Annotated in this window: 15 protein-coding genes and 1 riboswitch; of the genes, 12 read left to right on the top strand and 3 right to left on the bottom strand. The window is 42.5% G+C overall.

Annotated features, from left to right (window positions below; translation table 11 throughout):
* Positions 1–15 precede the first annotated feature (15 nt).
* From sufD to K2225_RS06780, 11 genes are all read left to right on the top strand, one after another.
* Entirely contained in the window at positions 16–1,323 is a 1,308-nt protein-coding gene (sufD, locus tag K2225_RS06830) for a Fe-S cluster assembly protein SufD (protein WP_220584078.1), read from the top strand.
* On the top strand, positions 1,323–2,543 hold the full coding sequence (locus tag K2225_RS06825; RefSeq protein WP_146816702.1) for a cysteine desulfurase: 1,221 nt from the start codon (positions 1,323–1,325) through the stop codon (positions 2,541–2,543). Before sufD ends, K2225_RS06825 begins: the two co-directional genes overlap by 1 nt.
* Positions 2,533–2,976 carry a Fe-S cluster assembly sulfur transfer protein SufU gene (sufU, locus tag K2225_RS06820; RefSeq protein WP_220584077.1) on the top strand — a complete coding sequence of 148 codons (444 nt, stop codon included), beginning with the start codon at positions 2,533–2,535 and terminating at the stop codon, positions 2,974–2,976. Before K2225_RS06825 ends, sufU begins: the two co-directional genes overlap by 11 nt.
* A gap of 30 nt (positions 2,977–3,006) precedes the next feature.
* Entirely contained in the window at positions 3,007–4,404 is a 1,398-nt protein-coding gene (gene sufB / locus K2225_RS06815; RefSeq protein ID WP_146816698.1) for a Fe-S cluster assembly protein SufB, read from the top strand.
* Between the two features lie 606 nt (positions 4,405–5,010).
* Positions 5,011–5,823, top strand: a complete 813-nt coding sequence (locus K2225_RS06810; RefSeq protein WP_220584076.1) for a sulfite exporter TauE/SafE family protein — start codon at positions 5,011–5,013, stop codon at positions 5,821–5,823.
* An 11-nt stretch (positions 5,824–5,834) separates the two neighbouring features.
* Positions 5,835–7,220 carry a bifunctional metallophosphatase/5'-nucleotidase gene (locus K2225_RS06805; RefSeq protein ID WP_220584075.1) on the top strand — a complete coding sequence of 462 codons (1,386 nt, stop codon included), beginning with the start codon at positions 5,835–5,837 and terminating at the stop codon, positions 7,218–7,220.
* A gap of 58 nt (positions 7,221–7,278) precedes the next feature.
* On the top strand, positions 7,279–8,364 hold the full coding sequence (locus K2225_RS06800) for an HD-GYP domain-containing protein (protein WP_220584074.1): 1,086 nt from the start codon (positions 7,279–7,281) through the stop codon (positions 8,362–8,364).
* A gap of 50 nt (positions 8,365–8,414) precedes the next feature.
* Complete coding sequence (gene yunB / locus K2225_RS06795; RefSeq protein ID WP_146816690.1) at positions 8,415–9,185, top strand: sporulation protein YunB; 771 nt, start codon at positions 8,415–8,417, stop codon at positions 9,183–9,185.
* Between the two features lie 54 nt (positions 9,186–9,239).
* A riboswitch (Lysine riboswitch) is annotated at positions 9,240–9,423 on the top strand.
* Between the two features lie 137 nt (positions 9,424–9,560).
* On the top strand, positions 9,561–11,117 hold the full coding sequence (locus tag K2225_RS06790; RefSeq protein WP_220584073.1) for a Na+/H+ antiporter NhaC family protein: 1,557 nt from the start codon (positions 9,561–9,563) through the stop codon (positions 11,115–11,117).
* Between the two features lie 293 nt (positions 11,118–11,410).
* The gene (locus K2225_RS06785; RefSeq protein ID WP_146816686.1) at positions 11,411–12,937 is read left to right on the top strand and encodes a sodium-dependent transporter; all 1,527 of its coding nucleotides are present in this window, start codon (positions 11,411–11,413) and stop codon (positions 12,935–12,937) included.
* A 1-nt stretch (position 12,938) separates the two neighbouring features.
* Positions 12,939–13,037, top strand: coding sequence for a methionine/alanine import family NSS transporter small subunit (locus K2225_RS06780; protein WP_146816684.1), 99 nt, complete (start codon positions 12,939–12,941; stop codon positions 13,035–13,037).
* Between the two features lie 34 nt (positions 13,038–13,071).
* Here the strand turns inward: K2225_RS06780 and K2225_RS06775 are convergent, their stop codons facing one another.
* Both K2225_RS06775 and K2225_RS06770 read right to left on the bottom strand, forming a co-directional pair.
* Positions 13,072–14,010, bottom strand: a complete 939-nt coding sequence (locus K2225_RS06775) for a M23 family metallopeptidase (protein WP_220584072.1) — start codon at positions 14,008–14,010, stop codon at positions 13,072–13,074.
* Positions 14,011–14,088: 78 nt separating this feature from the next.
* Positions 14,089–14,721 (bottom strand): YhcN/YlaJ family sporulation lipoprotein, encoded by a 633-nt coding sequence (locus tag K2225_RS06770; RefSeq protein WP_220584071.1) that lies wholly within the window; start codon positions 14,719–14,721, stop codon positions 14,089–14,091.
* Between the two features lie 132 nt (positions 14,722–14,853).
* On the opposite strand from K2225_RS06770, the gene K2225_RS06765 reads away from it, so the two are divergent.
* Positions 14,854–15,129: a YutD family protein gene (locus K2225_RS06765; protein ID WP_146816678.1), complete on the top strand. Its 276-nt coding sequence runs from the start codon at positions 14,854–14,856 to the stop codon at positions 15,127–15,129.
* Between the two features lie 43 nt (positions 15,130–15,172).
* Here the strand turns inward: K2225_RS06765 and K2225_RS06760 are convergent, their stop codons facing one another.
* Positions 15,173–15,460 carry a cytosolic protein gene (locus tag K2225_RS06760; protein ID WP_220584070.1) on the bottom strand — a complete coding sequence of 96 codons (288 nt, stop codon included), beginning with the start codon at positions 15,458–15,460 and terminating at the stop codon, positions 15,173–15,175.
* Positions 15,461–15,469: the final 9 nt, after the last annotated feature.

The following is a 15,469-nucleotide window of genomic DNA, read 5'->3' as shown; positions in this document are numbered from 1 at the left end:
GATAGGAGGGTAACCATGACAGTAGAAGTCTCACTACCATATGACAAAGAGTACATCTCACAATTCTCCCAAGGGCAGAATGAGCCTGAATGGATGAAGAACCTTCGTCTTAGCGCCCTGGAGAAATCGGAATCTCTACCGCTTCCGAAACCGGATAAAACGAATATCTCCAAATGGAACTTCACAGAGTTCGACCATCACGTAACGGGTGAGCGTATTGAATCTCTTGATGAACTTCCAGTTGAAATCAAAGATTTTTTAGATGAAGAGAAAGAACAGCAAAACCTGGTCATCCAGCGTAACCATACTGTGGCTTACGGAACCATTGATCAAAAATTGAAAGACCAGGGTGTCATTTTCACAGATATCGGCACAGCACTTAGAGAGCATAGTGAATTGGTAGAGAAGTATTACATGAACGATGCCGTTCACATGGATGAGCACCGTTTGACTGCTCTTCACGCAGCTCTTATGAACGGAGGAATTTTCCTTTACGTTCCAAAGAATGTGCAAATAGAAGATCCTATTCAGGCGATTTTCTGGCAGGAAAATCCAAAGGCTTCCTTGATCAACCACATTTTAGTCGTGGCCGAAGAGAATAGTTCCGTGACATATGTAGAGAACCATATTTCTCACAATAAAGAAGAGAAGACTTCCGCGAACATTGTGACAGAGGTTATCGCTAAAGATGGAGCAAAAGTATCCTTCGGTGCGGTCGACAACTTTGAAGCAGGCACGACAGTTTATGCCAATCGCCGTGGAGTTGCTTATCGTGATTCTGTTATTGAATGGGCGCTTGGACAAATGAACGAAGGCGACACCGTTTCTGAGAACATCACACACTTGATTGGTGACAACTCACACTCCAATGCGAAAACAGTTGCTATTGGACGTGGAAAACAGAAACAAAACTTTACAGCTAACATCACGCACTTCGGAAAAGGCTCTGACGGTTACATTCTTCAACACGGGGTGATGAAGGATAAAGCGTCTGCTATTTTCAACGGAATCGGTAAGATTGAACATGGGGCAAGCAAGTCTAATGCCGAACAGGAATCACGTGTTCTTATGCTGAGCAGTGACGCACGTGGTGACGCGAACCCAATCCTTCTCATTGATGAAGATGATGTAACAGCGGGACACGCCGCTTCGGTTGGACGTGTTGACCCGATTCAATTGTATTACTTGATGAGCCGTGGAATTTCCAAGTTCGAAGCAGAGCGATTAATCATTCACGGATTCCTTGCTCCAGTAGTAAACCAATTGCCTGTTGAAGCTGTTAAACGCCAGTTGAAACAAGTGATTGAAAGGAAAGTATATTAATGGATGTAAAAGCGGTACGCGACGAATTTCCTATTCTACACCAGGAAGTAAATGGACATCCGCTCGTGTATTTGGATTCCTCAGCGACTTCTCAGAAACCGATCAAGGTGATCGAGAAGCTTGATGAATACTATCGCGGATACAACTCTAATGTCCATAGAGGTGTTCACACGCTTGGCACAAAAGCGACAGATGAGTATGAAGGCGCGCGTGAAAAAGTAAGACGCTTCATTAATGCGTCCAGTACGCAAGAAGTGATTTTCACACGTGGTACAACGACAGCCATCAATACCGTAGCGGCGAGCTATGGCCGTGCGAACTTGAGTGAAGGTGATGAAGTTGTCATCACTCCAATGGAACACCACAGCAACATTATTCCATGGCAGCAGATTGTTAAGGAAACAGGAGCGACTCTGAAGTATCTTCCATTGCAGTCTGATGGTACAATTCTTTTGGATGACGTGAAGAAGACCGTCACATCCAAAACTAAAATTGTAGCCATCATGCATGTCTCCAATGTTCTCGGCACAATCAATCCGGTGAAAGAGATTGCTCAAATTGCCCATAACCATGGTGCAGTTATGCTTGTTGATGGTGCTCAAAGTGCGCCTCACATGAAAATTGATGTTCAAGACTTGGACGCTGATTTCTATGCGTTTTCAGGACATAAAATGTGCGGTCCGACAGGTATTGGCGTTCTTTATGGTAAAAAGGCGCTTCTTGAGAAAATGGAGCCCGTTGAGTTTGGTGGAGAGATGATTGATTTCGTTAACCTCTATGACTCGACATGGAAGGAGTTGCCTTGGAAGTTTGAGGGTGGTACTCCAATCATTGCTGGTGCTGTCGGACTAGGAGCGGCCATCGATTTCCTTACAGATATCGGTTTGGATGAGATCAAACAACATGAAGAAAAACTTGCCTCTTACGCCATGCAAGAGATGAACAAGGTCGATGGCATGACCATTTATGGTCCTGAACATCGAGCAGGTCTGGTCACTTTCAACCTATCAGATGTCCATCCTCACGATCTTGCAACGGTTTTGGACGCTGAGGGAATTGCTGTACGTGCAGGGCATCACTGTGCACAGCCGTTGATGCGTTGGTTGGAAGTTTCAGCTACGGCAAGGGCAAGCTTTTATTTGTATAATACGGAACAAGAAATTGACAAACTTGTTGCAGGATTAAAAACGACAAAGGAGTATTTTGGCGATGTCTTTTAATAACCTGGATACACTTTATCGTCAAGTCATCATGGATCATTATAAAAATCCGCGCAACCGTGGTTCCATCGAAGGAAACCCTATGACTGTAGATATGAACAATCCTACATGTGGGGATCGCATTCAGCTACAATTGTTGGTCGACGATGGCATTGTGAAGGATGCTAAGTTCGATGGTGAGGGCTGTTCCATCAGTCTATCCTCAGCCTCCATGATGACACAGGCAATCAAAGGAAAGCCAGTTGACGAAGCACTGAAAATGTCTGAGCTCTTTTCTGACCTCATGCAGGGGAAAGATATCGACGAAGGCGATATAGACCTTGGAGATATTGAAGCCCTACAGGGAGTTTCCAAGTTCCCTGCCCGTATTAAATGTGCGACGCTAGCTTGGAAAGCAATGGAAAAGGGTGTAGATGTAGAGAAGGAAGACTAAGCTTTTCTATACCAAAAGGAGGTATATAACATGGCCAAAAAAGCGCCAGAAGTGGGAGAGTATCAATACGGTTTCCACGAAAAAGATGTTTCGATTTTCCGTACGCAAAAAGGTTTGACGAAAGAAGTCGTTGAACAAATCTCCAACTATAAGGAAGAACCGAAATGGATGCTGGACTTCCGTTTGAAGTCTTTGGAGCAATTCTATAAAATGCCGATGCCTCAGTGGGGCGGCGATCTATCTGAACTGAATTTTGATGACATCACATATTATGTGAAGCCATCTGAACGTTCAGAGCGTTCATGGGATGAAGTACCTGAAGAAATTAAAAACACATTCGACCGTCTTGGAATTCCTGAAGCCGAGCAGAAATACCTTGCTGGTGTATCCGCTCAGTATGAATCCGAGGTCGTTTATCACAACATGGAAAAAGACCTTGAAGATTTGGGTGTTATTTTCAAGGACACGGACTCTGCGCTTAAAGAGAACGAAGATCTTTTCAAAGAGTACTTCGGTAAAGTTATTCCACCGTCTGATAACAAATTCGCAGCCTTGAACTCTGCGGTTTGGTCCGGAGGTTCCTTCATTTATGTACCGAAAGATACGAAAGTAGAAACGCCTTTGCAAGCATACTTCCGTATCAACTCTGAAAATATGGGTCAATTTGAGCGTACGTTGATCATTGCTGACGAAGGGTCTTCTGTTCACTACGTAGAAGGTTGTACAGCACCAACGTATTCTTCAAGCTCTCTGCATAGTGCCGTTGTAGAAATCTTTGTTAAAGATAACGCTTATTGCCGTTATACAACGATCCAAAACTGGGCGAACAACGTATACAACCTTGTAACAAAACGCGCGGTTGCAGAGTCAAACGCTACGATGGAATGGGTCGATGGAAACCTTGGTTCCAAATTGACGATGAAGTATCCAGCTGTGCTTCTTAAAGGTGAAGGAGCGCGTGGCATGACGCTTTCCATCGCTCTAGCTGGTAAAGGACAGCACCAGGATGCTGGTGCTAAAATGCACCACTTGGCACCGAATACTTCTTCTACGATCGTTTCTAAATCCATCTCTAAACATGGTGGTAAAGTAACGTATCGCGGAATTGTTCAATTCGGTCGTAAAGCTGAAGGTGCTCGTTCCAACGTTGAGTGCGATACGCTCATCATGGATAACGAGTCTACATCAGATACGATTCCTTACAATGAAATCATGAACGAGAACATCTCTCTTGAGCACGAAGCGAAAGTTTCTAAAGTGTCAGAAGAGCAGTTGTTCTACTTGATGAGCCGTGGTCTTTCTGAAGAAGAAGCTACAGAAATGATCGTCATGGGCTTCATTGAGCCGTTCACTAAAGAGCTCCCAATGGAGTATGCCGTAGAAATGAACCGTCTGATCAAATTTGAGATGGAAGGTTCCATCGGTTAATAAAAGATAAAAAGCCGTGCAGATATCATCTGCACGGCTTTTTCATCGTGGACTGGTCATTATATGCTTTTTATTAAACACTCAGTTTAGAGACTTTTATTGAGTGCATGAGGCTACAGAGGAAAACTAGCTTTCCACGGGAGCGCGATGAGCCTCCTCAGGCTGACGCCTTGCTTGCGTGGTCTCACCTAGCGCTCTTTCCCCGCAGGAGTGTCGCCATTCCCCTCCGCCCCTATGCCAAAGAGGACTCTCGAAACCACTTCTGAAAAATCAGCTTGTATGATCAGCAAAGGGGACAATATTAATTCTTCCCAGCGGTCATTCAGATCGTGAAATCTTGGTACAGATCGCTTGAGGCCTACTTAGGAGAAAAGTGGAAGACCTCGGTATAAGGGGGCGTTTCTCCTTTACATGGAATGGGGTGATTGGGAAGATGCGAGACTCCCGTGGAAGAAGGAGATAGGCGAGATCTATAGTATTAACAGCAGGATTCAAAAGAGCCTGCTTTTTATGGGCTTATTTGATCCTCCGATGGAAGCAAGATGTTTTATGAATACAAAACATGATACTATAATATTATCTATTAAGAGTTAAGGAAGATTCGATATGTTTTTGATTATGTTTGTGATCGGTTTAATCACAGCCGTGGTAGGCAGTGTGGCAGGCCTTGGGGGAGGCGTTATTTTAGTTCCTGTTCTCCTGTTTTTAGGTGATCATTTTGCTTCCTTCGATTGGGTAAACCCACAGGCAATCGTAGGGGTTTCTTTGGTTGTGATGATTTTTACAGGGATGTCTTCAGCCATCTCATATATGAAGCATAACCGTGTGGATAGAGGTATTGGGTTGGTTTTCTTGTATGGAAGCATCCCGGGAGGCATTCTAGGTTCCTGGCTGAATCAATTCTTTGAAACGGATGGTTTCTCTCTATTTTTCGGAATTGTTATGATTGCAGTTTCTTTACTATTCTTCATTCCAAGAAGACCATCAGGTGATTCCTTATTCAAAACAGGGAAGTTAAGAGAGAAAACAGTGGACGGGAAAGTATATAAGTATCGGATGCCTTTTTGGGTTGGTTTTATTTTATCGTTTTGCGTAGGAATGTTATCTGGTTTATTAGGCATAGGTGGAGGTTCTTTAATGGTCCCAGCTATGATATTACTATTGAACATCCCCCCTCATATCGCAACAGCGACTTCTATGTTTATGATTTTCTTTGCCAGCATAACAAGCTCTGCGACGCATGTTCTTTTAGGACATGTGGACTGGAGTCACACACTCTGGTTTATTCCGGGAGCTTATGTTGGAGGAACGCTTGGGGCATGGGTCAATCGCCGGCTTGATGGACAAGTAGTAGAAAGATTCCTGAGAGGGCTGCTCATATTGATTGGTATACGTTTAATATGGCAAGGTTTAGGGTGAGGAGACTGATGATGAAGGAAAAATTATACTTTTACTATACAAGCGATCTGCACAGTCACTTTGAAAATTGGCCACAAATCGTCGGGTATTTTAATGAACAGAAAAAGAAACACGACAAAAAAGGCGAAGAGTACTGGCTCTTTGATAATGGAGACCATGTCGATCGTTTCCATCCGATTGCGGAAGGCTTGATGGGAAAAGGCAATGTTGAACTTTTGAATGACGCCGGGTATGATGTGGCAACAATCGGGAATAATGAAGGCATTACTTTAGCGAGTGAAGATCTTCATTCCTTATACGATCAGGCGACATTTCGTGTCGTTTGTGCCAATTTGGATTGTAAGAGTTCCTCTTCACCTTCTTGGTTAAAGCCCTACCACATCCTTGAGTCCAAATATGGGACGAAAATCGGGGTATTAGGTCTGACTGCACCATTTCAAGCGTTTTACCAGCAGCTTGGGTGGGATGTGCTTTCTCCATTTGATATTTTGGATGGGATCATTGAGGAGTTGAGAAATCAAACCGATATCATCATTTTACTTTCACACCTTGGTATAAATGAAGACGAAGAAATTGCGAGGCGTTATTCAGACATTGATATTATTATTGGCGGACACACGCACCATCTTTTCAAGAATGGCGAATATATTGACGGGGCCTTATTGACTGCAGCAGGTAAACACGGGACGCATCTCGGGGAAGTTGCTGTGGAATGGAACATTGATACTCGCCATCTGGAAAAGAAAGAGGCCTATGCGGTACCAACGGAACAACTGAAGAAAGATGATGGAGTAACAAAAAAAGTGAAAGAGATACGTTCTAAAGCCGTTCATGAACTAGGCACTCCCGTGACTTATCTCAGGGAACCTCTGCACATTGCATGGTTTCAAGACACCCCGCTTATGAACCGCTTGACTGAACAATTACGCTTATGGACATCTGCCGATATCGCGATGCTAAATGCAGGTGTGCTCCTCGACCATTTATCCGCTGGTGAAATCACTTATGAGGATATCCACCGCATATGTCCACACCCGATGAATCCCTGCTTGGTGCAACTGAAAGGGGATGAGCTGATGGAAGTGATAAGGGCGGCTCATACTAAAGAACTAACGGAAATCAGATTAAAAGGTTTTGGCTTCAGAGGCGAAGTGATCGGTAAGATGGTTTTTGCAGGTATTGATATAGAAGTGGGAACGGATGAAGATGGATGTGAACATGTGCAGCATGTCACCTTTGGTGGTGAACCCATTGATTATGAGAAGACCTATCAGTTTGCTACTGCTGATACATTTACATTTGGCCGATTCTTTCCTGAAATCGCTTATGCTAAGTCAAAGAAATATTTTATGCCGGAATTATTGAGAGATCTTTTATCCGAAGCATTAAAGTCATAGCATCTAGAGCTACCCTCATAGGTAGCTCTATTACATAATGAATTGTTAGGAGCTTATTATGAGAGTTGTTGCAACTAGCTCTTTAGTACCAGGGGCTGTATTAGCTAAAACCATTTATAATGAAAGTGGTCGAGCGCTTCTCCAAAATGGGATCGCTTTTACGCCACGGATCATTGAAAGGTTAAAAAGTTTTGATATTACTTATGTGTACGTTGAAGATGGACGAACTTCAGATATCATCGCAAACTCTCCTCTTTCTGAAAAGACTCGAATGCATGCGATTCATTCTATTAAGCAGTCTTTTTCGACCATTCACCAATCTGTTTTATCTGATCACCGCTATGTTTTAGAGGAAACAGGCCAAGAAATTCATGGGATTGTAAGTTCTCTGATCAAAGAATTACAAAATCATGGAGAAGTCATGTCTCTGTTGTCGGATGTTTTTACTCATGATGATTATATCTTTACCCACTCCTTAAACGTTACGATGTACGCTCTTGCTTTAGGGAAAGAACTGAACCTCACATCTTCGAAAATGGAGGCACTTGGGCTCGGGGCTATCCTTCATGACGTAGGGAAAATGAATGTACCAAGAGAGGTCCTTTTGAAACCAGGAAAATTAACAGAAGAAGAATTTAAATGTATTCAAACCCATACCGAATCCGGTTTTGAAATTCTGCGTCAATCATCCAACATTCCTCTTTTAGCGGCTCATTGCGCTTATCAACATCACGAGAGGCTTGATGGATCAGGGTATCCGCGTGGAATTAAGAGTGAGGATATCCATCTATTCGGAAAGATTCTTGCTATTGCAGATGTATTTGATGCTGTGACAAGCAATCGGGTATATCGAGACGCCATGCTGCCTCATGAAGGCTTAGAAATCCTGTATTCTGGATCAGGTTCTTTATTTGACCAGAGCATGGTAGAAGCTTTTAGGCGTTGTATTGCCGTTTATCCGAACGGGTTATCTGTTCAACTGGACGATGGCCGTAAAGCAATCGTCGTTAAACAGAACCCAAATTTGTGTGATCGTCCTGTAGTAAGGGAAATAAAAGGAGACGGTACAACCGGGCGGGACATCGACTTGTCCAAAGAATTAAATATTATGATTTCGAATTGTCATCTGACATCGGCAAGTTAATGCTTAAACCCTTCTTTTCTTTCATATAGATAGATGAGGAGGGTTGTTCTATGCCAAAAAAGAGTGCGACTACTGGTTCCACGATCGGAAAAAGGATTGTGCTTAGTCTACTGTTTTTCGCCCTTTTCACAGCGTTAAGCCTTTGGTTCATCAACCGAGGTGTAACTCCGGCGCTTGTTGAAATTGCTGAAACGAAAGCTCAACAGTTGGCTAGGGATGCCATTAATGAAGCAGTTAGTAAAACGATCGCAGAAGATCTGCAATTTAATGACCTTGTGAATATGGAAAAAGATAACCAAGGAAACATTGTTTATATGGGGTGGAACTCTGTTGTTGTTAACCGGGCACTTCGTGATACGACCATACGAGTTCAAAATTTCTTAAAAAGGATGGAGCTTGGCGAGCTTCCTATGGAAGATACATCTTTAGAACCGAATATTGATCCCGATCGTACACAGGAAGAACTAGGAGAACAGCCGGCCACCCTAATTGAACTTCCTATCGGGGTAGCGACGAACAATAGTTTACTTGCGAACCTCGGGCCAAAAGTTCCTGTTCAACTTAGAGTGATTGGAGACGTTCAATCGGAAGTCGATATCAAGATGACTGAGTATGGGATTAATGCGGCTCTGTTTGAGTTGACCATTCATTTTGAAGTGAACGTGCGGATTGTTATTCCGTTTTCTACAGAAACGACTGTCGTAACGAATAATATTCCAATTGATCAAGCCACCATCCTTGGTAAGGTACCTAATTTCTATGGTGGAATGGGGGGAGAAGGAGATCCATCATTTTCTTATCCGATGGACCCCTTGCAATAAATGCTTGGAATTGTTAAACTTACTGAGAATTGAATATGCGTGACCTTATCAGATCGGTGAGGTAGAGGTGCAAACACCATCAGTAATCAATTGGAGCGAGACAAGCGACGATGATTGATGGAAGGGGATGTTTGCCGAAGTGTTTTGTAGTTCGTCAAGCTATAAGACGCTGGTGTATATCTGAACAAGAGATACACTGTCATGCATGCTTTTGGGTGCATGGGGCGCTACTGATCGAAATGGAGGATAATCAAATTGCCACTTACAAAGGCAATGGTAGGTTATTTTCTATCATTGTCTTTTTTTATTCCTCATTTTTTCATCCGCAGTAGCCTTCCATTCCCGTTACATCAAGATTTTCGGAGGGGAAACACTATGGAAGGAACCATCTATTCTTTAATTCCAGCAGTATTAATGTTAATCCTTGTTCTGCTGACAAGGAAAGTCATCCTATCCTTAGGGATTGGGATCATCGTAGGAGCGTTCTTGCTCACACAAATGGATATTGGCGGAGGAGTATCGCTAATTTGGTCGATTTTCGCGAGTATCTTCGTCAGTGAAGGCGCACCAAATATGGGCAATATTTATTTGTTATCATTTTTATTCCTACTAGGAATCACCACTGCCTTCATGACAGCTTCAGGAGGAAGCCGCGCTTTTGGTCGCTGGGCTGTCGAACGTATTCGTACTAGAAAAGGAGCAACACTTGTTCCGGCTCTTCTTGGAATCATCATTTTTATTGATGACTACTTCAATGCACTAGCCGTAGGACAAGTAGCGCGCCCAGTAACCGATCGATATAAAGTATCCCGGGCGAAATTGGCGTATTATATCGACTCCACTTCGGCTCCGATTACTGTCATATCACCCATTTCCAGCTGGGGAGCATATATTATCGGAACAATAGGTAGTATCCTTGCTGCTAATGAAATTACACAATACCAAGCTTTTGAAGCATTTGTGTTAATGATTCCAGCAAACTTCTATGTATTTGCAGCGTTATTACTCGTATTTCTGACGATTTATTTGAGGTTGGACCTTGGTCCGATGAAAGTTCATGAAAAACGAGCCCTTGAAACAGGAGAATTGAACAACCCTGAAAAAGGGGATGTTCCTGGTGATTTGAACGATGAATTCAAAGAGCATAACCACGGCAAGATTTCTCATCTGATTTGGCCGGTTGTAGCTCTTGTCGTCGGTACTGTACTAACAATGATCATTACAGGAATGCGAAACACAGAAGGCGATGTTGATCTTCTATCCATCTTTGCCAACACAAATGTAAACATCTCGTTGTTCACAGGTGGAGTCGTTTCTGTTTTGATTGCCCTTGTACTGTATATCAGTCAACCCAAGCCTAAATCAGGAATTCCTCTTGTCTTTGGTCAAGGGATGAAAGCTATGTTACCAGCGATTTATATCTTGGTTTTCGCCTGGATGATCGGTGATATCATCGGCCAGCTTCAAACCGGTGAATATTTAGCCCAACAGTTCACGCAAGCAGATATCAACCTTGCTTATCTGCCTTTAATTATTTTCTTGCTTTCTGGTTTCATGGCTTTATCTACAGGTACATCTTGGGGAACATTCGGAATTATGCTTCCAATTGCAGGTGAAATCGCAGCAGTATCCGATCCTACACTGATTTTACCGGCGCTTTCGGCGGTACTCGCTGGATCAGTATTTGGTGACCACTGTTCACCGATATCCGATACGACAATCCTCTCCTCAACAGGGGCAGGATCGAACCATATCGATCACGTACTCACACAGCTGCCTTATGCGCTTATTGCTGCAGTAGCTGCTTCGATCGGTTATGTCATCTTAGGTCTATCCGGCGGAGTCTGGCTGCCGTTGCTCCTGACGTTAATCATTGTTGTCGTCGTTGCGTTTATCATTCACAAGTTTAATCATAGCCAATCAACGGAGTAAAAGGAAAAAGATCTAGTAGAAGAGAGTATGGACCGTTCAATGTCCATGCTCTTTTTTTATTTCCATTCCACCTATTCAAAAAAGCATTTGCGCAGGGCCTGCTTTTTAAAAGTCCATACATATATTAGGTGGTTCATTTTATATAGGCCTTTCCGCTCACCTTCCAATTTCTGAAAATTTTAAAATTATTTTGACAAGCTGTGTATTGCTAGTTATAATTTAAAGCAGAATAATCAGAAAAATAAAAATTTAAAAACATCTTTAAAGGTGTTTAACTCAGGGAGGTCTTTCGCATGGAAAATCGTGCACAATGGGGAACACGAGCCGGTTTTATACTGGCTGCTGTAGGTTCAGCCATCGGTTTAGGTAACATTTGGCGTTTCCCAGCAGTAGCTTATGAAAATGGTGGTGGGGCATTTTTTATTCCTTATTTATTTGCTCTTTTAACAGCAGGTATTCCGCTACTTGTCATGGAATTCACTATCGGTCACAAATTTAGAGGATCAGCACCACTTTCATTCTTCAGAATGAATCGTAAAACAGAATGGCTTGGCTGGTGGGCAGTACTTGTATCCTTTGTTATCTCGACATATTATGCTGTCATTATTGCCTGGGCAATTTCATACAGTATCTTCGCATTCAACCTTTCTTGGGGTGATGACACAGAAGGCTTTTTGTTTAGTGATTATTTGCAATTATCCGTAGATCCTGGTCAAACAGGAAGCCTTGTACCTGGTGTTCTTATTCCACTTCTTATTGTTTGGTTGATTACCCTAGGCGTTCTCTTTAAAGGAGTCAAAAAGGGTATTGAAGCGGCAAATAAAATCTTTATTCCGACATTGATTGTCCTTTTCATGATTATTGTTATCAGGGCGATCACTCTTCCGGGGGCGGCAGAAGGACTTCAGACATTCTTTGCTCCGGATTTTAGTGCTATTACCGATAGTTCTGTATGGGTAGCAGCTTATGGACAAATTTTCTTCAGTTTATCCATCGCTTTTGCGATTATGATTACGTACTCCAGTTACCTGCCGAAAAAATCGGATTTAACGAACAATGCTTTCATTGCTGGCTTTGGTAACTCAAGTTTCGAATTACTTGCTGGTATCGGTGTTTTCGGAGCTTTAGGATTCATGGCTTCTCAAAGTGGCGTTCCAGTTAACGAAGTCGTAAGTGGTGGCGTGGGACTTGCGTTTGTCGTGTTCCCACAAATCATTAATGAGTTTCCTGCATTGAATGGATTATTTGGCTTCTTATTCTTTGCATCATTAGTACTTGCCGGACTATCCTCGTTAATCTCAATTTCTGAAACTTATGTAGCTGCCTTGAGCGAAAAATTTGGAATATCAAGGAAAGCTGCTGTAGGACTTGGGGGAGGATTAGCTGCTGTCATTTCCCTGCTTTTCGCAACACAGGGTGGACTCTATCTCCTAGATGCCGCTGATTACTTCATTAACCAGTTCGGAGTGGCTTTCGTCGGACTTGTAGAAGTTCTCGTCATAGCATGGTTCTTACGTAATCTTAATGACTTTCAGGCTCATGCTAACGGTATTTCTGATATCCATCTTGGAGGATGGTGGAAGATCTGTCTTGGTGTGATCACACCAATCGTCCTTGGATTTATGATGTTTGATCTATTCAAGACGAACCTTCTTCAACAATTCGATACAGAAACAGGGAACTATGCAGGCTATACAGATGGTTTCATTTTATTCGGAGGTTGGTTTGTAGCGGCATTTGCCATTGTAGCCGGCTTCTTGATGACATTGAAACGCTGGGATTCTAAGGCCGTTGAAGAAGTCAAGAAGGAGGTAAGCTAATATGTCAGCTGGTGCAGTAACAATGATGATTATCGGAATGGTCGTTATATGGGGTGGCCTGGCTGCCAGTATTACGAACGCCGTTAAAAAATCCAAATAATAAGAAAAGCGTCGCACAATAAAGTGCGGCGCTTTTAATTTTTTGTCATTCTTTCCCATTTTCGTAAAAATGGATAAGGGTCAAAGGACCATTCATTTTTTCCGTTATCCTGATACATGCCGTAATGAAGGTGGGGAGGGAATTTACCGGATGTTCCGGGAGGTCCATATCCTGAAGCCCCTACAGCACCGATGACATCACCAGGCTGTACAATGTCACCCACTTTAATATCTTCTGAAAAGCTGTGCAAATGAGCGTAATAGTGGTAGATATTATAAATGTCCCTGATTCCAATCCGCCAACCGCCGAACTTGTTCCATCCTTTCATCTCTACGACTCCATAGGTTGTAGATTTAACGGGAACGCCGTAATTGGCGAAGATATCCGTTCCTTCATGGATACGTCTTCCTCCAAAGCCTCTTGCATCTCCCCATGTGCTTCTATAGCTGTAATTTGCCTGAAGGGGAAGGGGAAAGTCCCGGTTTGTTAAATTAACGGTTTGAAATTTCTGGAATACTCTCGCTGTGTTCATAATGGTTTGGACAGTGAGGTCTCGTTTGTAATAGTTCCACAACGCAATTTTTATGTCGTCACTCGTAGTACCGTAGGACTTCATGTATGTGCCTATGGAATATAATACATCTTCATCATTGTCCAGCTGAGCCTTTTGATCACCATTTCCATCTGAACCCCAGCCTTCTGGGAAAAATGTAGAGGGTATTTTTCCTGCAGAACCGGTCCAGAACATTGGATCCGCTTCAATCGCAGTCACACGCCCTTCTTTTGGGTCGTCATGAACCTGCCTCTCATATTGATCGATAGCCGCAAAATACTCCCAGGGAATATCTGTGACAGCTGAAGTTTTCTTATATAAAGCCATTCGTGCATCGCTTTCTTCATCTGCATATATGGAGCCCGCAGATAAAAGTACGCACATGCTAAGACATAAGATCATTGAACCGATGTATTTCATAAACTCACCTTCAATGTTTTGATATCTATAGCATGAGGCAGGCGTGCTTTTGTTATGAATGGAAAAATAGGGGTGAGCCTAGTTTTCCATTCCTGTTTCTTCTTTTGTATTCATATTGGGACCAACATCTGGTTGGTTCGGATTCGATTCATCGACTTTTCCTTGTGGTGATTTCTTCATTTTCTTAATAATGCTGTCGATTGTATCATTATAGCCTTGATCATATACGGTGGAGTTACTTAAACTCTGGATATCCCCGAAAGAAGCAGGGTTGTCAGAGACATATACATGGTAAAAGCTCGGAACTAAAGAATAAGCCGTCTTCTGAACCATATCGGCTGCTAAGTCCCGGTCTATATCTTCTGCTTTTTTGTATGCGACAAGCACCTCATTATCTGTAACCACTGTGGCTACGTCATCAAATTGATCATAGCGGAGAATCATCCGGGAGATCATATCTGCCATTTCTTCACGGTTGACTTTGATTTCGCGATGTTCTTCAGTATCTTGATTCAATTGATCTTTGTTAAAGCGTACATACCCGACTTGCCCATCTTTCGGTTTATCATTATATCCATCCATGGCATTTCCATTCAGGGTGTCATCATCCATCATATTTTTTGCTTGCTCTTCTTTTGTTTCCTGACATCCCGCAACGATGAATGTAACTAGGGATAGCAGGGTAAATACTTTCCATATTTTTTTCAACATAGTTCCTCCTTCATGTAACTGTTTATAATTATTAGATTGAACAGTTTTATGGGAAACATACTTTTTGCTTTTATTGTATTTCCTAACATATGAAAAAATGTGATACACTAAAAAAGGATAGAGGTGATACCAATGATGGAGCTTGCTGGGAAAACATATGAGATCCTGGAGGACTATCAAGAAGGCTTTCAACAAGAAGAAGTGGAGAGTCGGTTTAGTGATATTTTGAATAAATATGATTTTATCGTTGGAGATTGGGGTTATGGTCAATTACGTTTAAAAGGCTTTTATGATGACCAAAATTCCAAAGCGACGTTTGATACAAAAATCAGTACGCTGGAAGATTATTTGTATGAATACTGTAATTTCGGCTGTTCTTACTTTGTGCTGAAAAGAATCCGTCAATAAAAACGGCGCGCAGATCATTGCACGCCGTTTTTTATTTGATTTTTTATTGTGTTTCCTCAGAAGGCTTTACATTTTCATCTTTTTCATCATGAGTAGGGTGAGCACCATCCTCTTGACGAGGAAGATCCTGGTGGAGTCCTTTGTTTTCATAATTAAAAGCGCTGTAATATCGCTGCTCCTCTGTCCATGGTGCACTTTTATCATTAGTTACAGGTTCATATTTGTTTCCTGGTGCACCATAAGGCCCTTCAGGAAGTTGTTCGGGAGTCAAGTAATTACGCTGGGCTTCGACATTGGCAAAATCCGAATACTTACGTTTTTCCTTACCCATAAAAAAACC

The sequence above is a fragment of the Halobacillus sp. Nhm2S1 genome (assembly GCF_019599545.1).
GTDB lineage: Bacteria > Bacillota > Bacilli > Bacillales > Halobacillaceae > Halobacillus.
This window is presented reverse-complemented; position numbering and strand designations above follow the sequence as displayed.